This is a genomic window from candidate division WOR-3 bacterium, assembly GCA_016926475.1.
In the GTDB taxonomy this organism is placed as follows: domain Bacteria; phylum SDB-A; class SDB-A; order SDB-A; family SDB-A; genus JAFGIG01.
The window spans coordinates 1-20337 of the sequence record JAFGON010000060.1 but is presented as its reverse complement, the minus strand read 5'-3'; the positions used below and the strand labels follow the sequence as shown (position 1 = coordinate 20337).

16 protein-coding genes are annotated in these 20337 nt (G+C 43.4%); 10 read left to right on the top strand and 6 right to left on the bottom strand.

Annotated features, from left to right (window positions below; genetic code table 11):
• Genes JXA84_06210 through gcvT form a run of 4 tightly spaced genes read right to left on the bottom strand, consistent with a single transcriptional unit; the run spans position 1 to position 3135 of the window.
• On the bottom strand, positions 1 to 237 hold the full coding sequence (locus JXA84_06210; GenBank protein MBN1150797.1) for a 4Fe-4S binding protein: 237 nt from the start codon (positions 235 to 237) through the stop codon (positions 1 to 3).
• The gene (gene gcvPA, locus JXA84_06205; GenBank protein ID MBN1150796.1) at positions 237 to 1589 is read right to left on the bottom strand and encodes an aminomethyl-transferring glycine dehydrogenase subunit GcvPA; all 1353 of its coding nucleotides are present in this window, start codon (positions 1587 to 1589) and stop codon (positions 237 to 239) included. Before gcvPA ends, JXA84_06210 begins: the two co-directional genes overlap by 1 nt.
• A gap of 8 nt (positions 1590 to 1597) precedes the next feature.
• Positions 1598 to 1990, bottom strand: coding sequence for a glycine cleavage system protein GcvH (gene gcvH, locus JXA84_06200; GenBank protein MBN1150795.1), 393 nt, complete (start codon positions 1988 to 1990; stop codon positions 1598 to 1600).
• Positions 1991 to 2025: 35 nt separating this feature from the next.
• Positions 2026 to 3135, bottom strand: a complete 1110-nt coding sequence (gcvT, locus tag JXA84_06195) for a glycine cleavage system aminomethyltransferase GcvT (GenBank protein MBN1150794.1) — start codon at positions 3133 to 3135, stop codon at positions 2026 to 2028.
• Positions 3136 to 3248: 113 nt separating this feature from the next.
• On the opposite strand from gcvT, the gene JXA84_06190 reads away from it, so the two are divergent.
• The 8 genes from JXA84_06190 to JXA84_06155 all read left to right on the top strand — a co-directional run bounded on the left by JXA84_06190 (position 3249) and on the right by JXA84_06155 (position 15657).
• Positions 3249 to 6095: a hypothetical protein gene (locus JXA84_06190; GenBank protein ID MBN1150793.1), complete on the top strand. Its 2847-nt coding sequence runs from the start codon at positions 3249 to 3251 to the stop codon at positions 6093 to 6095.
• Positions 6096 to 6104: 9 nt separating this feature from the next.
• A complete protein-coding gene (locus JXA84_06185) occupies positions 6105 to 6959 on the top strand; it encodes a purine-nucleoside phosphorylase (protein ID MBN1150792.1) in 855 nt (284 codons plus the stop codon).
• Positions 6941 to 7843, top strand: coding sequence for a tRNA (adenosine(37)-N6)-dimethylallyltransferase MiaA (miaA, locus tag JXA84_06180; GenBank protein MBN1150791.1), 903 nt, complete (start codon positions 6941 to 6943; stop codon positions 7841 to 7843). The genes JXA84_06185 and miaA overlap by 19 nt, the downstream gene beginning before the upstream one ends.
• A gap of 1 nt (position 7844) precedes the next feature.
• A complete protein-coding gene (locus JXA84_06175; GenBank protein MBN1150790.1) occupies positions 7845 to 8957 on the top strand; it encodes a hypothetical protein in 1113 nt (370 codons plus the stop codon).
• 100 nt (positions 8958 to 9057) lie between these two features.
• Positions 9058 to 12189 carry an isoleucine--tRNA ligase gene (locus tag JXA84_06170; protein MBN1150789.1) on the top strand — a complete coding sequence of 1044 codons (3132 nt, stop codon included), beginning with the start codon at positions 9058 to 9060 and terminating at the stop codon, positions 12187 to 12189.
• Complete coding sequence (locus JXA84_06165; protein ID MBN1150788.1) at positions 12186 to 13682, top strand: HAMP domain-containing histidine kinase; 1497 nt, start codon at positions 12186 to 12188, stop codon at positions 13680 to 13682. The genes JXA84_06170 and JXA84_06165 overlap by 4 nt, the downstream gene beginning before the upstream one ends.
• Positions 13679 to 14596, top strand: a complete 918-nt coding sequence (locus tag JXA84_06160; protein MBN1150787.1) for a response regulator — start codon at positions 13679 to 13681, stop codon at positions 14594 to 14596. The genes JXA84_06165 and JXA84_06160 overlap by 4 nt, the downstream gene beginning before the upstream one ends.
• A 47-nt stretch (positions 14597 to 14643) precedes the next feature.
• Positions 14644 to 15657, top strand: a complete 1014-nt coding sequence (locus JXA84_06155) for a hypothetical protein (GenBank protein MBN1150786.1) — start codon at positions 14644 to 14646, stop codon at positions 15655 to 15657.
• Here the strand turns inward: JXA84_06155 and JXA84_06150 are convergent.
• Together JXA84_06150 and JXA84_06145 are read right to left on the bottom strand one after the other, a co-directional pair.
• Positions 15652 to 16818, bottom strand: a complete 1167-nt coding sequence (locus JXA84_06150) for an HD domain-containing protein (protein ID MBN1150785.1) — start codon at positions 16816 to 16818, stop codon at positions 15652 to 15654. The genes JXA84_06155 and JXA84_06150 overlap by 6 nt on opposite strands.
• On the bottom strand, positions 16811 to 17998 hold the full coding sequence (locus JXA84_06145; GenBank protein ID MBN1150784.1) for a hypothetical protein: 1188 nt from the start codon (positions 17996 to 17998) through the stop codon (positions 16811 to 16813). Before JXA84_06145 ends, JXA84_06150 begins: the two co-directional genes overlap by 8 nt.
• 163 nt (positions 17999 to 18161) lie before the next feature.
• Between JXA84_06145 and JXA84_06140 the strand changes: the two genes are divergently transcribed.
• On the top strand, positions 18162 to 19427 hold the full coding sequence (locus JXA84_06140; GenBank protein ID MBN1150783.1) for a glucose-6-phosphate isomerase: 1266 nt from the start codon (positions 18162 to 18164) through the stop codon (positions 19425 to 19427).
• Positions 19417 to 20337: hypothetical protein (locus tag JXA84_06135; protein ID MBN1150782.1), on the top strand; the 921-nt coding region annotated here is incomplete at its 3' end. The genes JXA84_06140 and JXA84_06135, both read left to right, overlap by 11 nt.

The following is a 20337-nucleotide window of genomic DNA, read 5'->3' as shown; positions in this document are numbered from 1 at the left end:
CTATTCCTTTTGATCTTTCGTGTAGACTTCAATAGCTCCGGGTTCTGGGCATGCGTAAAAACAAATACCGCATCCTATGCATCCTTCTCCTGTGTATGCGGCCGGATGGTAGCTCTTTTCGTTCAGATCCGGAGAAAACACGAGGCATTTTTTGGGGCAGGCTTCGATGCAAAGTCCGCACCCCTTGCAGAGCGAAGCGTTTATGACTACTGTTGGAAGAGTTTGAGTTGTTGCCATTAAGCCTCCTTAATCACTTTATTTGCTGATTCTATGTATAGAGCAATTTCATCGTCTGTCCTTTTCTCCGTGACGGCGACGAGAATTTGATCGGATCTATTGGCGTCAAAACGTCCGAGGTCTATTCCGGCTATAATATCCATTGAAAGCATCTTGTCTATGAAAACCGACGCTTTTACAGGTGTTTTGATCACGAACTCGTTGAAAAAAGAAGACGAGGGGAAAACCTCTTCGAATCCTTTGGAAGATTTGAGAGATGAGTAAAGGGCAGCAGATTTTTGGTGAGATGATATTGCGGCGTTGTAGAGGCCTTCTTTACCGAGCAGAGCCATATAGACTGCGGCTCTCAGGGCGCAAAGAGCTTGGTTTGTGCAGATATTACTCGTAGCCCTTTCTCTTTTAATATGCTGTTCTCTGGTTTGAAGAGTCATCACGAATCCCTTTTTACCGTCTTTGTCTTTAGTCTCACCGATGATTCTGCCCGGCATGCTTCTAATGTGCTCTTTTTTAGAGGCGAAAATCCCGAGAAGCGGTCCCCCGAAAGAGATGTCTATTCCCAAGGGTTGGGCTTCCCCAACTGTGAAATCAGCGCCGAAAGCTCCCGGCGGTTCCAGCACAGCAAGTGAAAGAGGGTTGACGTAGACAATAGACAGAACTCCTGTATCTGTTGACATGCCGATGATCTCTTCTATTGGCTCTATCAAACCGAAAAAATTGGTGTAGGGAAACGCAGTAGCCGCGACGTCTTCGTTTAAAATTGACCGCAGATACTCCAGGTCTGTTGTCCCTTTGCTGTCTAAGGGGCATGTGACTAATTCGTAATTTTGAGATAGATAGGTGTTTACTACTTTCAATACCGAAGGATTTAGGGATTTTGAGACGACGATTTTTTTCTTCTTTTTTATTTTTGAACCGATTATAAGAGCTTCCGCTGTCGCTGTCGCTCCATCGTACATCGAAGCGTTTGAAACCTCCATGCCGGTGAGTTCGCAGATCATGGATTGGAATTCAAAGATAACTTGAAGGGTGCCTTGACTCACTTCCGGTTGATAGGGTGTATACGCTGTATAAAATTCCGGTCGAATTGAAATATGGTTTACCGCCGAAGGTATGTAGTGGTCGTAAATACCCCCTCCCGCAAAGAGGATTGTATTTTCAGGGTCGTAATTGGTTCTGCCCAATCCCATAATTCGTTTTTTAAGGTCCATTTCGGAAAGACCCCCGGGAAGTTTGAAATCAAGCGGAGCGATAAGCTCGGGTGAGATGTCCTTGAGCAGTGAATCGAAATTTTCAAAGCCTATTCTTTTCAGCATTTGACGCTTGTCTTCTTCTGTGTGAGGAATGTAAGGCATCTTTTCCTCTAATGAGCGCTTTCAATGACTACCGTCTTGTAGTCGTCTGAACTGAGAAGGTAAGCGGGGGAGAAGTCAGGGGAAATCTCGATGACTGCTATCCATCCGCCTTCGTAAGGTTCTTTGTTCAGCAAAGAAGGGTTGTCGGGAAGAGATGAATTGATTTTGACAATTTTTCCCTCTACTGGAGAAAATATGTCTTCCGCTGTTTTGACAGCTTCAACGGTGCATATTGAATCGCCTTTTTTGACAAGGTCTCCTTCAGAGACGTGGTATTCGAGAAATACAATGTCGGATAGTTCATTCTGCGCAAAATCTGTGATACCGATGGTGATTTTCTGGTTTTCCAACTTTACCCATTCGTGAGTGGCTGTGTAAAAAAGATCCGGCAGAATTTTGATTTCGGACATCGGTCCTCCTTCTTCTTTTTGGTTGTTTATTTATGGGTGGCGTTTTTATAGAACGGCGGTTTGACGATTACAGCGTCAAAGAGCTTTGTCCTTATTTCAATTGAAATAGGCGTTTTAACTCTATGATGACCGGTTTTTACGTAACCCATGCCGACGCTTTTATCGAGAATAGGCGAATACGCACCGCTTGTCACCTCGCCTACAATTTCTTTTTCCACTATTATGGGGAATCCCTTTCTCGCTACATTTTTACCTTCGAGCATGAAGTGGACTAACTTTTTGTCGGTCCCTTCTTGTTTTTGTCTTAAAAGGACTTCTTTCCCTAAAAAATCTTTTTTATCGAGCTTTACGACCCATCCTAAGCCGGCTTCAATTGGAGTTGTGTTCTTGGTTATGTCGTTGCCGTAAAGGCAATAGCACATCTCAAGCCTCAAAATATCCCTTGCTCCAAGGCCGACAGGGTTAACTGACAATTTTTCACCGACATCTAAAATCCTGTTCCAGAGAAAACGCGAGTTTTCAGCCGGCGCGTAGATTTCGAATCCGTCTTCACCGGTGTATCCGGTTCTCGAGAGGAGAACTGGGACTTTGTCAATTACCGTGGTGACGCTCTGGTAGAAACCGATGCCATCGTAATCAAGGGAGATTATTTCTCTCATGATTTTTTCCGAAAATGGTCCTTGAAGCGCAAGTTGCGCGGTTTCGTCTGATTTATTTTCTATTTTTACGTCGAAATCTTTGGCGTTCATCGTTATCCATTCCCAGTCTTTTTCAATGTTTGACGCGTTTACAACCAAAAGGTACCTGTCGGAAAGCCTGTAGACAAGTAGATCGTCTACTATTCCACCTTCTTTATAGCACATAGCGGTGTATACTACTCCGTTTTCGGGGATCGATGACACGTCGTTTGTGACCAAATAGTCTACAAAATCGAGGGCTTGATTCCCGCTGACCTCAATTTCACCCATGTGTGAAACATCAAACAGACCCGCCGAAGTCCTGACGTTCAAACTCTCCGACACGATGCCTGCCGAATATTGAATAGGCATTTTGTAACCTGCGAAAGGGACAATTTTGGCGCCGGCTTTCAAATGCTCTTCGTAAAACGGCGTCAACTTCAATTCCTTCTGGTCCATTGTATCTCCGTTTAAAAATAGTTGATTATTTGGATAGCACAATATATATTAGTATATTTACAGCCTTAAAATTAGTCAACATGTATCTAAAAATTTTATCTGGAGAGGTTTAAATGAAAGCTTTCATCAGTTTCGTACTTCTGTCTCTTGCAGTGTCTTCGCTCTGGTCAGGAGAGAGTATAGTCAGAATAACTCTTCATTCAGACGATGTAAGAGCCGAATGCAGGGCTATCGACATAGTCCCAGAAAGGGTGGTTGGACCCAGGTCGGTTGAAGTGGTCTTGACCGAAAAGATGATAGAAGAAGTCCGGGAAAAAGGATACGAAGTTGAAATAGTTGTGGAAGACTATTCCAAATACCTTCAGGACATTTTCAGCCACCCAGATTGGGCGCAGTATCACAACCACGCGCAGACCGTCGCCATGGTTGAAAGCTTGGCTGGGGCAAATCCCAATATCGTAAAAGTCGAGACACTCGGCTATTCTGTGCAGAACAGGGTCATTCAAGTTATGAAAATCACGGACAACCCTCTCACCGATGAATTTGAACCTGAAATCCGGTTTGACGCCAACCACCACGGCGATGAAACCCCTACTGTTGAAGTCTGTCTCTGGCTCGCATACAGACTTTGTCAAGGCTACGGAACCAACCCGTATTTGACGAGTCTTGTCGACAACAGGGAGATTTGGATTATTCCCATGATGAACCCTGACGGCAGGACAAACCTCATGCGCTATAACGCGAACGGCGTCGATTTGAACAGAGACTATGGGTACATGTGGGACAGGGAAGGGTCCAGCTCTTACCCGTTTTCACAGCCTGAGAGCAGAGCTCTCGGAAACCTGATGAACGCGAGAAATTTCACTACAGCCGCATCTTACCATACGGGTACGATCCAAATATCCCAGGCTTGGAGCTACCACTACGACCCGCCAAAGGACAACGCAAACTACAACAACATATGGGGCTATTATTCCACCATTACAGGTTACCCTCACGGGCAGGGCTCACACGCCATGTACTACATAAACGGCCCGACTAAAGATTACGATTACGGGGTCAGCGGATGCATAGGCTCGACTGTAGAGGTGTGCTACATAAAAAATCCCTCCGCAAATTCAATCGAGGTGATATGCAACAGGGAAGACAGCGCTATGTTCGTTCTCATAAAGAAAGCAGGCCAGGGAATAGCCGGAATTGTCACCGATTCTATTACGGGTGATCCACTTTGGGCGACCATCAAAGTAGTTGAGATTGGCTGGCCTTACTACACGGATAAGAATTTCGGAGACTATCACAGATACGTCATGCCCGGCACCTACTCGATCAAGGTCGAATCGCCTGGGTACAGACCGAAAACCGTCACGGGAATAACGACATACACAGACACTTTTACGAGGGTTGACGTTCAGCTCTCCCCCTGGGACAGCTCCTATGCATTCCAGGTTCCCATCTGCAACGTCCCCAACTACAACGACCAGAACCACACCCTTACAATAGACGCCCTAGGCGCTCCCGACGGACTTTACCTTTCCCTCGGCGTAAAACAGACTTCAAACCAGAGGCAGGGCTGGGCTGTCTTAGACATGGGGCCACAGACGTGCATTAAAAACAGACCAGGTCCGGACATGAAAATTTTTGAGGGCAACGACGGAACAGTTGAAGCATGCAGCGTGTACGTTGGCGAAAACGCCACTTGGACGGGTCCCTGGTATTTTGTAGGAATGAGCAACGGAACCTCTGAAATCGACATCACGTCGTCAGGACTCACGGAAGCGAGGTATGTTTTACTTGTGGACGACGGCAACAGTTCATACACCGGCTCGACTCCCGGATATGACTTGGACGCGGTTCAGGCTTACGCCCTTCCTCAAAACGCCGCTATCGTATTATCCGGTTACTCGTTTAATCCGACCTGTCCTATGCCCGGAGACACAGTCATAACGGATCTGGAGGTTTTAAACGCCGGACTTTCAACAGGCTACAATATTGACATAGAATTGGTTTCATTGACTTCGGGTGTTACCACGATAGATTCTCTCCGTCATTTGGACAGTTTAGCTTCCGGAGCTGCAGGAGCGGCTAACGGTTTTTCATTCTACATAAGCCCTTCGCTTCCTATGGGCACTCTCGTCGACCTCGAAGCTACAATAAGCCTCTCCTCGGTTGTGAACTCCGTTGACACCATATCTTTTCTATCCGGTTTCCAGGTGTTCATTGACTCGGTTGAAAACGGGCAGGGCAACTGGACGCATTCTGGAACAAACGACCAATGGCACATAACCGAGTTCAGATCCCACACCCCGACCCACAGCTGGTACTGCGGGAACTCCACCTCGCATGTTTACTCAAGCAACGTCAACGCGAGCCTTGTAACACAGGACCTGCTCATCGGGCTTGACTGCGTTTTCAAGTTTTGGGAGAGGTACAACACCGAAAGCAACTGGGACACTGTCCTTGTGGAATACACTGTCAACGGGACGACGTGGAACAATCTGAGTGCGAGATTCGGAGTAGACACAGTCTGGCACGAGACCACGTACGACCTCGATAACATTCCCGCCGGGACCACGGTGAAATTCAGATTCAGATTCCATTCCGACGGGTCTATAGAACGTGAGGGTTGGTTTGTAGACGACATCAGGATGTACAACCCTCTCGGAGTAGAGGAAGAGGTCGTTTTAGGCCCCTATTTGACCCGCATTTCAATAATGCCCTCGTCATTTTTCAACAGAGGAACCGCCGTATTTTACGTCTCTGGAGTCGGTCCGGACAGACCGGGCGAATTGACTGTATTCGACGTCTCAGGGCGGGTCATCAGAACCGAGACAATAACAAGATCGGGCACAGTCGAATTGCCACTGACAGACAGAAAAGGTCTGGCGTTGCCTCAGGCGAGTTATTTCGCAATTTTAAAGTCGGGACAAAGCCACTCAGCCTGCAAATTCACTGTCTATTGATTTTATGGCATGAATTACAAAGCGTTTCTTGAACATCAAATAATCCAGACTGGAGCCAACTTCATGGATGAACAGGGGGCGGGGGACCCTGATGCCCTGGTTATTCTAGGCTCTGGTCTTTCTGGCTTTCTGAAATCCTACACAAAAATAGATCTCGAGCTCAAAATGAAGAATGTACCTGGTCTTTTCGACCCCACTGCTCCTACTCACGAAGGCACCATTTACTTTGGCGATATACTCGGTAAAAGAGTAGCTGTTATGAACGGCAGGCTTCACCACTATGAAGGATTCACGGAATGGGAAATTGTCAGAGCTTTGAGGATGGTAGCATGGCTCGGGACGAGGACTCTGATAACTACAAATTCAGCCGGAGGTCTTAGGCGAGAAATGAAAGAAGGAGAGGTGATGGTCATAACCGACCATCTGAACCTTCAGTGTAAAAGCCCTTTGACAGGACCCAACATAGACATACTAGGGAACAGGTTTCCCATGATGGCGAACGCCTATACACCCGAGTATATAAGGAGCATAGACGAGATAGCCAAATCTCTTAAGATTCGAATCCACTTCGGAGTATACGCTGCGGTTCTGGGACCTGCTTTCGAGACTGCCGCCGAGACAAAAATGTTGAAAGTTTTGGGCGCGGATGCGGTCGGCATGTCGACGGTTTCCGAGGTAATTGCGGCCGTTCACATGGGCATGGACGTCCTCGGTCTTTCGGTGATAACAAATATAAACGACCCGGATCAAATGCAGCCTGCTTTCGAAGAAGATATGGCCAAATACGCCGAGATGGGCGGCGGAACAATTGAAGATCTGTTGGTAAATTTTTTCCAGATGACCGAATTCGTCAAAAGGGACTGAAGGGTATTTTCCCTGTCGTCGTAATATTAGGACCTACCGCTTCGGGTAAGACTTCTCTTGCGGTAAAATGCGCGGGGGAATTCTCAGGCGAGATAATCTCCGCTGATTCAAGGCAGATATACAAAGGTCTTGATATTGGCACTGGAAAAGACTTGAAAGAATTCAACGGAATAAAGTACCACCTAATCGATATTGTGTCTCCGGGAGATAGCTTTAATTTAAAAATGTTCCAGATCCTGGCTTACAGAGCGATATCTGAGGTTCATGAAAGGTCTCGTTTGCCCATTGTCTGCGGCGGGACACCACTTTACATAGATTCGATAATCAGCAGATACGATATACCGAAGGTCAGACCGGATGTCGGGTTGAGAAGACTACTTGAAAAATCGGATTCCATGCTTTTTGAAGAAGCCTTAAAAGCCGGCATAGTTGATGCAAAAGACCATGAGAAGAGAAAACTGATAAGAAGGATCGAAGTTTCAAAAGGAGAAAAGGGTGATCTGCCGGAATCAGTTCACCCCGACGCCCAGTATCTTCTCATCGGTGTGAAGCCCCCTAGGGAAATTCAGAAAAAACTAATAACTCAAAGACTTGAGAAAAGGATAAAACAAGGACTTATCGACGAGGTCGTTTCACTTCAGCGAAGCGGAGTAGACGAAAATTGGCTTTCTTCGCTCGGTTTAGAATACAGGTGGGGAGTGGCATACATCAAGGGAAAAGTCAATTATGACACGTTTTTTAAAGGCTTGAGATCGGATATTATAGCTTTTTCAAAAAGACAAAATTCATGGTTCAAAAAAATCGAAAATAAAGGTTTTGTCATAAACTGGTTCGGCCAAGATGAAGATAGAAAGGTGATGAAACTCATCAAAGATTTTCTCTGATTTGAAAAGAAAAACTGCCATAGTCATACCTTGCTGGTCGGAATATCCAGGAATCTTGAAAACCCTTGGGCTGGTTGAAGAAGAATTTCCCGGATCTCTTGTAATTGTAGTAGTAAACAACTCGGTGTCCGATTGTGAAAAGGTGAAAAATAACAACCTTGAAACATACAAGGCGATAAAAGAAAACTTCCCGGGATTCATCGTAATAGACAGATTTTCTGGGAGAAAAGCCTTTGACGAAAAACAAGCCGGGGTCGGTTCGGCGAGGAAGGTGGGGATGGATTTGGCGGCGAGCATTTTGGAAGATGAAGATGTAATAGTTTCACTCGATGCCGACGTCACGCTGAGTGAAAATATCAGGGAAGTGGTTTTGTCAGAATACAGCGAGAATCCGGACATTGTGGGTTTGACAGTTGACACTGTCCACGAAATTCCAGAGGAAAAGGAGCACGCCGAGGCGATGATGAAATACGAGATTTATCTGAGGTATTATCACAGAGGACTGGTTTCGACGGGAAATCCTTATGTGTTTTGGCCGGTTGGATCTTCCATGACTTTCAAGAGAAGAGCTTACTGCGATGTTCAGGGTTTCAACAAAAAAAAAGCGGGAGAAGATTTTTATTTTCTTCGCAAGCTTTCGTTTCACGGCAGAGTAAACCACACAAAAAAAGCATGGGTGATTGCTTCTCCGAGAATGAACGTCAGGACACCTTTCGGCACGGCCGCATCGGTAAAAAAGAATTATGAAAACAAAACCCGCTCTGAAAACCTGCCTTCTCCCGAAATATTTTCTGAACTCGCCATCCATTTCAAAAAAATTGAAGAATGGCGAAAATCCAGCGGCAGGGGGCAGTTTGTGCCGTCTTTTGAAAGACTTTCGGAATTTCTTGGAAGGGAAAAGCATGAGAGAGTTCTCTCTTCCGCCCTTTCGAATTCTTCGAACCCCGAAAACTTCATGAAAATTTATTTTAAATGGTTTGATCCCCTGAGGATAAGACAATTCGTCAATTATGATGGAAGAGAAAAAGAAATACACGAGGCGGTTCGAGAACTCTGCGGCATAGTCGCGCAAGACACCAAGGGTCTTGTTATGGGATTAAGGTCTTTGCCGTAATCAGGGTCAAGACAAATCGTCGATACTTGTATTTTATCGAATTTGTATATATACTTCCAGTTCGCTGATGATGTATTTGTATAGATAAAAGAGGAGTTTTATGTCCGGGAAAAAATATCCAGATGAAGTGGCGATGCCGAAATTCTCTCTGATAGAGGAGAGAATTCTCGACTATTGGAAAGAAAACGAAATATTCGAAAAATCCATAAAAATCCGAGAAGAAGAAAACGCCCCGGATTATGTTTTTTACGACGGACCTCCTTTTGCAAACGGACTTCCTCATTACGGGCATATTCTAACCGGGTATGTCAAGGACATTGTTCCCCGGTATTTTACGATGAAAGGCTTTAGGGTTCTGAGAAGATTTGGCTGGGATTGCCACGGACTTCCCGCTGAGATGGAGATGGAGAAAGAAGCCGGCATAAAAGGGAAGAAAGAAATCGACAAATACGGGATAGACAAATTCAACGCCGGGTGCGAGGCGTTGGTTTTGAAATACGTAGACGAGTGGGAGAGATTCGTGAAGCGTCAAGGAAGATGGGTCGAATTCAAAAACGCCTACAAGACCCTCGACAGAGATTACATGGAATCCGTCATATGGGCTTTTAAAAGCCTTTACGACAAGGGGTTAATATACGAAAGGGACAGAGTGGTTTCCTATTGTTTCAGGTGCGAGACCCCTCTTTCAAACTTCGAGACGAGGATGGACGACGCGACGAGACCCAGGCAAGACCCTTCGGTGACCCTGCGTTTTAAATTAGAAGAAAAGATTTCAGGAAAGGAAGCCTATCTACTGGTCTGGACTACGACTCCTTGGACGCTGCCGAGTAATTTGGCGATTGCCGTTGGTGATGATATAGATTATTGCGGGGTTGAACACAAGGGTTCAATTTACATCATCGCCGAAAAACGCTTTTCCCAGTACGGCAAAATTTTTGATAGTGACGACGCGGTTGTATGGAGAGGTAAGGGCAAAGACTTGATAGGCAAAATATACATACATCTTTTTGATTATTTCAAGGGCATGAAAAACGCTTTTAAAGTGATATCAGGAGATTTTGTCGGAACTGAAGAAGGAACCGGAATTGTGCACATAGCTCCGGGTTTTGGGGAAGACGATCAGAGGATATGCGACGAAAACGGTATAGATACGGTTTGCCCTGTCGACGCCGAAGCAAAATTCACCAAAGAAGTCTGGGATTATAAAGGGATAGGAGTCTTTGATGCCAACAAGACCATTTTGAAAAGACTCAAAGAAGAAGGCAAACTGGTCCTGCACGATACCATGGAGCATAATTATCCCCATTGTTGGCGATGCAACACGCCTTTGATATACAGGGCCATCTCTTCGTGGTATGTCGATGTGACCGCGGTAAAAAAAGAACTTATAGAAGTAAACCAGCAGATAAATTGGATACCTTCCCACATAAAAGACGGGCAGTTCGGCAAATGGATAGAAGGAGCGAGAGACTGGTCAATAAGCAGAAACAGGTACTTTGGCGCTCCGATACCGGTTTTTAAATGCCGTGGTTGCAACAAAAAATGGGTTTTTGGATCAGTTGAAGAAATAGAGGAATTTTTCGGCAAAAAAGTTGAAGACCTCCACAGGCCATACATTGACCAATTAGAGAGAAATTGCCCGGATTGCGGCGGAAAAGTCAAAAGGGTTCCCGAAGTTCTCGACTGCTGGTTTGAATCCGGCTCTATGCCTTACGCGCAGGTTCACTATCCTTTTGAAAACAAGGAATGGTTTGAAAAATATTTTCCCGCTGATTTCATCGTTGAATACATTGCTCAGACCAGGGGCTGGTTTTACACACTGAATGTACTCTCAACGGCTCTGTTCGGAAAACCAGCGTTTAAAAACGTCATATGTCACGGAGTAGTACTTGACCGGCAGGGAAGAAAATTATCAAAAAAATTGAACAACTACCCTGATCCGATGAAGATATTCGACAAATACGGTGCAGACGCGATGAGGTGGTTTCTTGTCGCGAATCCTATCCTGAGGGGCGGCAACCTAATGGTCAGTGAAGACGGAGAAGAGGTAATGGCGGTGCTGAAAGATGTTCTCTTGCCTCTTTGGAATGCCTATTACTTTTTCACCCTTTACGCCAACATAGATTCCTTCAGGGCGGAATTTTCATGGGACAGCGTCAATCCGTTGGATAAATACATCGTCTCGGAACTAAAGAGGACAGCGGAAAAAGTGGACAACGCAATGCAGGGATACGATATTTTCTCGGCTACTGAAAACATAAAAGAGTTTATTGATACCCTGACGAACTGGTACATCAGGAGAAGCAGGAGGAGATTTTGGAAATCCGAAAATGACGAAGACAAAACTTTCGCCTTCAACACTCTTTTCACTGTTTTATCTTCTCTGGTAAACGTTTCGGCGCCTTTTCTGCCTTTCCTCTCTGAATACATATACATGTCTTTGACCGGTAAGTTGAGCGTGCATCTGCAGAGTTTTTTGGACTGGAAGGTAATCCCTCACGACGAGGATCTTATTCTGAGAATGAGAACTGTAAGAAGAATAGTATCACTGGGGCATTCGCTCAGAAAGAAAAATTCGGTTAGAGTTAGGCAGCCTCTTTCAAGGCTAATGGTCTCCGGAAAAGGTGTTGAAAAGTCTCTTGAATTTTCCGAGATAATCAAAGAAGAGCTTAACGTGAAAAACGTCGTCTACGTCGAGAAACCGGAAGATCTTGGATCTCCGGTTCTCAAAGTGAATTTAAAGATTGCAGGACCGAAACTTGGGGCAAAAACACAAGACGTTATAAAAGCCGGAAAAAACGGAAATTTCGAGTTGACTTCGGATGGAAAAGCCAAGGTTGCGGGAATTGAACTTGAAAGAAACGAATATTCGGTTGAATGGCTTTCAAAAGGCGAGAAAGACTGTATGTCGGAAGGCAATTTGATAGTTTCGCTCGATTTGAAAATGGATAAAGCTCTCGAAGACGAAGGGAGAGCGAGAGAGTTGATAAGACAAATCCAAAACGCGAGGTCCAGAGCGGGTCTCAACGTCCAAGACAGAATCCAACTAATCCTGGAATTACCGGATTCATGGAAACCGGCTGTTATCGAGCACAGAGAATTGATAGAGAACGAAACTTTATCCTGTTGTAGTTTTGAAAAGGCGGAATTGGAAAGCGGTTATTTTTCCATGAAAGAAAATCTTCTCGGAGACGATGTCACAATATTTTTAAAGAGAGTTCAACGGAATTGATTCAGTACGCTGTCATATCTGAAGACGGTGAAATCCTCTCTCTTGATAAGAGTTTCGCAGAGACTTTTTCTGTAAAGATTGGGGAAAAAATCAATTCTAATTTTCCCTGTTACGAAAGCATAAAAAGCATTTTTTCTTTCAGAGAATTCGTTCATGAAGAACACGAAATTGAAAGCCTAGGTCAAATTGAAATATTTTCGACAGAGTATTCTTCCAAAAAAGCCGCTTTGGTATTGCTTAACAGGGAAAAAACATTCGAAGCCATGGCTCTTGTAGAGAGCGAGAAAAAAAACGCGGTCTACGATCTGATGAGATCCTGGAAAAAGATTGTTGAAGAAGAAGGAATTCAGAATAAACTAGACAGGGCTGTTCAGGCGGCAAGTTCTATGGGGTGGGAAAAAATCCTGTTTTGTTACAATTGGAAAGAGGAGAATTATTTTTCTTCGAGAGGGTACAACGAGTTTGAAAGAAAAGAAATACTTTCAAGCCTTCCATTTGATCTTCCCGAAAAGTTCGATAAGACGATGAGCGAGTTGTCGAAGGTGGAAGGTATCTACTATATAGTCCCTGGGCACAGGAGGTTTAACGAAATAATCGGCAACGGAAAGGACAGGCATTGGCACCCGGGATACCTGATAATAATTCCGATGAAAAGGAGCAGGCACAACTACGCCGGATGGTTGATGTTTGATGACCCAATGGATAAAGAAAATCCTGTAAGGGAGGATGTTTTTAATTTGGTCGGTTTTTTTCAATCTCTGATCTCCGAATTGGATGTCCTTCAGACGGCATCGGAACTAATTAAATCGCAGAAAGAAAGAGAGACTATTTTGTACGAGATAGCCCATGATCTTAAAAATCCTCTGTCCATAATAAGAATTTACGCTGAAACCCTTCTGAGGGGAGAAGTGGACCAGGATAAAATGTGCTATTTTTCAGAAGTTATCATAGAGAAATCCAAACATATACTTTCAATGGTCGAAGACATGTTGGAGCTGGCAAAGTTGCAAAACATAGAGTACTTACTGGACATTTCCAGCGTAGACCTCAAAGACGTCGTCAGGAAGTCTCTGCTTTCTCAAAGCGATTTTGCGGAATCCAGAAACATAAGTTTTGACATAAACTTGCCTAAAAAATTCGCTTTTGTCGAGGGGGATGAGGATTTATTGATTCGGGCTGTTGAAAACATAATAAACAACGCCGTAAAATTTTCCAAGGAAAATTCAACTGTATTAGTATCTATATTGGATGAGGGCGACAAGTGGCTTTTAACTGTAGAGGACAGAGGTATAGGTATCCTGGAAGAAGAGATAGGGAATATATTTAGAAAATTTTACAGATCCGCCGACGCAAAAATATTTCCTGGGTCCGGTCTTGGACTTTCAATCGTCGAGCGTATTATCGCCCTTCACGAAGGTGAGATTGAAATCCAGAGCAGTAAAGGAGAAAGAACTTGCGTGAGTTTGAGATTCAGGAAAAGAGAAGACGAATGAAGAAAAAAGCGAGAGTACTTATAATCGATGATGACAGAGAGCTTGTAAACCTCGTCAAATTTAATTTTCAGCAGAGAGGTTGGGAAGTTTTCACGAGCTACGACGGGATGGACGCGATTTTGAAAATTAACAGAAACAAACCTGACATAATAATTTCGGACATCAGAATGCCCGGAGTGGACGGTTTTTCATTGCTTGAAACCATCAAAGCGGATGAAACTCTCGACGATTTGCCTTTCATATTTTTGACGGGTGACAACAGAATTGAAAGCAGGATCAAGGGCATAGGAGACGGCGCTGACGATTACATCGTTAAACCGTTTGTCTTCGAAGAACTTTTCGCCAGGGTAAAGAATCGTCTTCAGACCGCCCATCGTATCAAAGCGTTGGAATCAAAAGGTCTGAGAGGTAATTTTGACGTGCTTTCTCTGTCCGATATACTTCAAAATCTGGCTTCTGCGGGTAAAAACGGCAAACTTATAATCGAAACCGAGTTTTTTTTAGGTGAAATCTTAATAAAAGAAGGCAAAATAATCGGCGCATCAATGCCGAGAAGAAACGGATGGGACGCGTTTTATACTCTTTTAACTCTTGAAAGAGGTTCTTTTCAATTCAATGAAACTCAAGATGTTTCTGGTGAAATGTCTGAACCCATTGAAAAAGCGCTTCTGGAGTGCGCCAGGCAGATGGACGAGGAGAAAAGGATAATTAAGTTGATAGGCGGCAGGACTTCCACTTATACAGTCATCACAGAAAATTTAAACCCTTTGGATAAAGAATGCATTATGGTAGTTGAAAAAATCAAAGAAGGTTTTAATTTTGAGGAAATAGCCCGGTTTTTACCGATTTCAAGTTACAAAATTGCCATGAAGATATTTTCGATGCTCTCTGAAGGGTACATAAAGAGGTTTTGAGGTTTTTAAGTCCGATTTTAACCCTTGTCTTTCTTGTCCCTGTTAAGATGAATTCCGAACCTGCGCTCTATTTCGCTTCGGACAACTGCGGGAAATGCACGAGCTATTTTATGTGGCTAAAAAGCCTTGAACAGGAAGACCCAAGAATTCTATTCTACAAAATCGATCCTTATTCCTCTTCGGGCAGGGAACGATACCAGCTCAAGTGGAACAGCCTCGAAAATCCAAGAGGTGAAGATTATTATAAGTTTCCCGCTCTTTTCATTGGAGACACTCTTTTGACGGGAACCCTGAGAAACGATTCCCTGATATTCCACCATTTTTATTTTAGAGAGAGACAAGAAGAGAGTGCTGTGTTTCAAACCGGTCCGGACATGACTTTGATCGCGGTCGGCTTTCTGGGGTTGGTTGACGGTATAAATCCCTGTGCCTTCACGGCTTTGATTTTTTTGATTTCTTTGATGACCATCAGCGGCAGAGAGAAGAAAACCGTGATTCTTTCTTCTGTTTTTTACATCATTGGAATTTTTTCTTTTTATTTGGTTTTCGGGTGGGCTGCCGCATCGTTTCTGTCTAAGAACTTTCAATTGTTCCCTGGTGTGGCTTTGTTCGTGAAAATCGCGATTGTCCTTTTCTGCGTTGTTGCCGCGGCGGCTCAAGTGGTAGATTCTATGAAGCCGTCGTCAAAATTGTCCTCCCTTTCCGACAATACCGTAAGAAGAATTCACGGTATTTTGAGAAAATGGAGAGGCGGTTTTTTTATGCTTTTCTTTATCTCAGGTTTTGTCGTGTCATTCTCTGAACTCTTGTGCACGGGTCAAATTTACATCCCAACTCTGATCGTCATGACTTCGAAAAATTTGGGCATGCTGCCCATGCTCTTGGCTTACAACATAATGTTTGTTTTACCTCTTTGGGCTGTTTTGATTGTCTATATCTCGATAACGGATATAAGCCCTTTTCAGAAAATTGTCGGTAAAAACCTTAAAATTATGAAAATTTTCTTGGCGATAATAATCTTCACTTTAGGGATGATTGTTTTAATTGGAACTAGTTTATGAATCTTGGTATTTGTTCATTATCGAGACAATTTTCGATTTGTCGCTTAGAAATACTTTAGTCAGTTCCGGATCAAAAGAAATTTCCATTTCTTCTTCGATAATTGAAAACGATTGTTCATCTGTGAAAGCTTTTTTGTATGGTCTTTTTGAGGTGAGAGCGTCGAATACGTCGGCTATTGAGCATATTCTCGCGTAAAGAGGAATATCTTCGCCTTTGAGGCCGAAAGGATAACCGGATCCATCGAACTTTTCGTGGTGGTGAAGAGCTATAACTCTTGAAGTTTCAATAATGGTGTTGTTGGAATTCTCGAGAATTTTCGAGCCGTAAATCGTGTGTTTTTTCATCTCTTCCCATTCTTCGTCGGTCAGTTTTCCGGGTTTTAGCAGAATGTTGTCGGGTATCCCCAGTTTTCCGATGTCATGCATTGGAGCGGCGTGGAATACGAGTTCAGTTTCATCTGATGACAAGCCGATTCTCTGGGCGATTATAAGCGCGTAGTTGCTCATTCTCTTGATGTGATTCGCCGTGTCGTGGTCTTTGTATTCAGCGGCGACGGAGAGCCTGAAAATTGTGTCATAGTAGGAATTTTTAAGCTCTTCCGAATACTTTACATTCCTAAGGGCTACCGCGGCTTGAGACGCCAATGATAGGGTTAGATCCACAAGATGATCAGGAAATGGAGTTATTTTACCCTCTTCGTCACGTCTGTTGACGAGTTGGAGTACGCCCATGATGACCCCCGAAGTGTCTTTAAGAGGGACAGTGAGAATCGAAGTCGTTCTGTAATCTGATTTTTCATCGAAAGATTTGTTGTGCTGAAAAGGGTATTTGCTGTCAATATCATACGCGTCGGCGATATTGACTGTGTTTCCAGTCAGTGTCACGTAGCCGGCAATGCTCTGAGTGGATATGGGCATCGACACATTGATGTAATTTGTCTTTACGGCGTTGTCCCCGGCTCTTTCCGATAAAACCTTGTTTTGGCTGACTGTCAGTTCGAGCATGTCCCCGTGGACTGTATAAAGGGTACCGCCGTCGCAATCGGCGAATTCTCTGGCTTCTTTTAAAATATAGTCGAAAAAAACATTGAGGTCTCTTATAGCGGAAAGCGATATTCCAATTCGGTTTAACCTGTATAGCAATTTGAGCATGTCAATCATAAAACCTCTCCGCGCTCAAAGGGAATCTGCCGTATACTTTCTGCAACATTATGAATTGCCTTGGTTTAATCTCTTCGTATTTTTCCTGCTGGTTTTTGAAAACGGTTATGTCGACGTATTTGTAGCCTTTTTTCTTTAAGATTAGAGCGACTTCTTTTACCTGGGCATGGTTGCCGAATTCTCCGCAGTCAAAATACACGAAAGGTTCCAAAACAGAGGAGTCTTTTTGATGTCCGGGAATAAGGTCTGTTTCAGACGAATTGTTCAGGGATTGACAGATGATTCCTGAGAAAACATCAGGGTGGTCTAAGCCTGTCTTGAGTGCGAAAAATGCGCCTTCTTCCAGGCCTCCTATTGTCCTGTAAGCCGGATTTCGTTTTGTCCTGTAGCGTGTTTCTATTTCAAAAAGGAGAAAATTCGTGAAGTAATTTTCCATGAGAGTCCCGAAAGCCCCTTTAGCGGAGAAAAGATCTTCTTTTTTCACAGGTCTTCCCGATTCGGTTATTTCCGAACTCACCCCTACGATGAGGGGGTATTCGATTATCAATCCCTGTGAAAAAAGCTTTTCCGGAATCCCGGACAATTCAAAATGAGTGGCGTAATGTTCCCCGGGAGTCAATACCAAAAGGGGGTAGGATGCGAGGTTTCTGTCGTAATCAGGGGGGAGCATAACCCAATTTCTTATTTGTATGTTGAATCCTTCGATTTGAAAATTCACGTCGAAAACTTCAGTCCTGCCATTCGGCCAGGAAGGCTCGTTGGAGAAACTGAGGACGGAATTCATCCTCGAGTTGAAGTCTTTCCCTACTGTTCCGTCCCATTCGACGTTTGGATTCAGAGGATCTGAAAACCATACCTCATCATATTCAAATTTATACAAAACCTTTTCTGATTGACCGAAATTTCTAAGGGCCAATCTTATGTTGCCATCGTAGTACTTGCCCAAATAACCATCCCTCTCCCAGGAGGAATCGGAGTGCCTGAGGAATATGGTTTTGTCATTTTGGCGGGAGATCTCATCAATCCAGGCAAATAAAACTTTTCCGTCTTTTGAAAAAAGAGGCAATTTTTTTCTCGTGGCTAGTCCTTTGATGGTCTTGTTCATTGTCTTTTGCCTTTTTTCCCAGTCGTCGATCGTGTCGAGGTATTGTAATAACGAGAAAAAATCTTCGAAATTCATAAATCTCCGATAAAACTTTTATTATACATACTATTACTTTATAATTTTAAATGTAAAATTCTTTCAAAGCTATGAAGATTTTAGAAATTGCAGGTTGACAATTTTGAGTGTTTTTTGTTTGTTTTTTTTTTTAAAGGTTTATTAAAAAATCTTAGGAGAAACAATGGTAGAACTGTCCTTGGGAACTAATTCTCTGTTCTTGAACATCGAAGAGAGGTTCAATTCTGCTCCTGGCAACATCCAAAACATGATTTCTGTGTTAGAAAAAAAAATACCCGGTTCTGAATTTACCGGCTGGATGGGATACGATGCCCCTGAGTCCTCCATAAAAGAGATTTTGGATTACGCGAAAGAAATACGTCAAAAATTTGAAAAGGTCATAGTCATAGGCATCGGCGGGTCCTATCTTGGAAGTAAAGCTTCTCTGGACTTTTTGGATATTCAGAAACCAAAGCCGTTGAGTTTCTGTGGGTATAATCTTTCACCGGACACATACGCTGAAATTTTGAAAACCGCCAGGAATTTCAAGACCGAGATAATAGTAATAAGCAAATCAGGAACCACACTTGAGCCATCTATCGCCTTGAGGATGGTGTTGAGTGAGTTTATGAAAAATCGGGACGGCGCATTTCACGTCACCGCGATAACCGATTCTTCCAAAGGGATTTTGAAAAAAATGGCGGATGAAAACGGGTGGAAAAGATTTTCTATACCCGACGATATAGGCGGAAGGTTTTCCGTCATCACCCCCGTGGGACTGATACCACTTGCAGTGTCTGGAGCAGATATAAACGCCTTTTTGGAATCGTTTACCGCTTCTTCTAAATCCTATTCAAAAGCTGACATCTCTTCAAATTCAGCGATATTGTATTCTTTCGCGAGATTCAACCTTCTGTTGGCTGGTTACATCAATGAGGTTTTTGTCACATGGCAGGAAAGATGCATTGGATTAAGCCTATGGTGGCAGCAGCTTTTTGGCGAATGCGAAGGAAAAGAGGGCAAAGGACTGTATCCTTCCGTGGCTCATTGCACGAGAGATCTACACTCTATAGGGCAGTATCTACAAGAAGGCAGAAGGGAAATTTTTGAGACTTTTTTCCACTTGAGGAATGATTTCGAGTTGTCTGTGCCAGGAGTCGATTTAGATGACAAATTGGATTACCTCGCGGGTAAAAAACTCTCTTGGATAAACAGATCAGCCAGGGAAGGCACAAGAAAAGCTCATGAGATGAGCGGGAGACCCGTGATTTCGATATCCGTTGAAAAAAGTGACGAAAAATCTCTTGGAGACTTGTTTGCTTTTTTCATGTATTCGGCGGCTTTCAGTTCTCGATTCCTGGGTTTAAACGCTTTTGACCAACCTGGTGTAGAAGCTTACAAGAGGGAAATGTCAAATCTTCTTAAAGAATGGAGAGGAAATGGAAAATAACACTATTGAAATAATTGAAAATTATAAAAAAGCAAACAGAATTGAAGATGCGGTCTTTTTCTGCAAAGAAAAGTTGAAAGGTGAAGAAAACAGAATCTGCTTGAGATTTCTCGCTGATTATTACAGCGAAACTGACGACAAAAAGAGCGCAAGGATTTTCCTTGAAAGGCTTATGAACTGCGAAGTAAAAAAAGCAGATATTGTTCTCAGACTTTTAAAGATCAGGGGAAAGTCGAACGAGCTCATGGAGACTGCGGTTGATGAGCTTATATCCGAAAAAAGGGAAGAGGAAGCCAGTGATATTTTTTTCAAATTGGTCGAGGACAACTGGTTTGAACATGAAAAAATTTTAAAATGGGCGGAGAGGCTTTCAAATCACGGCAAGAGTAAAATCGCTTATGATTGGATATCTCGTGTTATAGAGATATACAAGAATTCATCGCTGTGGGATGAGATGGAGAGTATCCTTTCTTTTTGCTGGAAGATAAATCCATGTGACGAAGTAAAGAAAAATCTTCTTTTATGTCTGCGAGAAAAGTATAGAGAATATCCCCACCTTGAATATTATATAGAAGAAATGAATTTTCACTCCAGAAAAGATATCCCGTCTGTTTTGAATAAACTCGATGAAATATTAAAATACGATGAAGGAAGATGGGTTTATCATGATTCATGGGGTTTGGGTCTGATCAAGGAAATGATACCTTATTTAGACGAGATCGTAATTGATTTCGATGGAAACAAAGGCCATTCCATGAACCTGAAAGGAGCGGAGAGGATCATAAGACCACTTCCTGAGGATCATTGGGCGGTTCTCACCAAAACTCAAAAAAACAAGCTTTTGAACATGATCAAAGAAGATCCGGTTTCATTGGTCAAGATTTTTTTGAAAAGCGCTGGAGGGAAGGCT

Excerpts from the sequence above, each read along its gene's own strand:
- JXA84_06210 (MBN1150797.1), bottom strand. The coding sequence starts at position 237 with ATGGCAACAACTCAAACTCTTCCAACAGTAGTCATAAACGCTTCGCTC.
- gcvPA (MBN1150796.1), bottom strand. The coding sequence starts at position 1,589 with ATGCCTTACATTCCTCACACAGAAGAAGACAAGCGTCAAATGCTGAAA.
- gcvT (MBN1150794.1), bottom strand. The coding sequence starts at position 3,135 with ATGGACCAGAAGGAATTGAAGTTGACGCCGTTTTACGAAGAGCATTTG.
- JXA84_06190 (MBN1150793.1), top strand. The coding sequence starts at position 3,249 with ATGAAAGCTTTCATCAGTTTCGTACTTCTGTCTCTTGCAGTGTCTTCG.
- JXA84_06185 (MBN1150792.1), top strand. The coding sequence starts at position 6,105 with ATGAATTACAAAGCGTTTCTTGAACATCAAATAATCCAGACTGGAGCC.
- JXA84_06170 (MBN1150789.1), top strand. The coding sequence starts at position 9,058 with ATGTCCGGGAAAAAATATCCAGATGAAGTGGCGATGCCGAAATTCTCT.
- JXA84_06160 (MBN1150787.1), top strand. The coding sequence starts at position 13,679 with ATGAAGAAAAAAGCGAGAGTACTTATAATCGATGATGACAGAGAGCTT.
- JXA84_06155 (MBN1150786.1), top strand. The coding sequence starts at position 14,644 with ATGAATTCCGAACCTGCGCTCTATTTCGCTTCGGACAACTGCGGGAAA.
- JXA84_06150 (MBN1150785.1), bottom strand. The coding sequence starts at position 16,818 with ATGATTGACATGCTCAAATTGCTATACAGGTTAAACCGAATTGGAATA.
- JXA84_06145 (MBN1150784.1), bottom strand. The coding sequence starts at position 17,998 with ATGAATTTCGAAGATTTTTTCTCGTTATTACAATACCTCGACACGATC.
- JXA84_06140 (MBN1150783.1), top strand. The coding sequence starts at position 18,162 with ATGGTAGAACTGTCCTTGGGAACTAATTCTCTGTTCTTGAACATCGAA.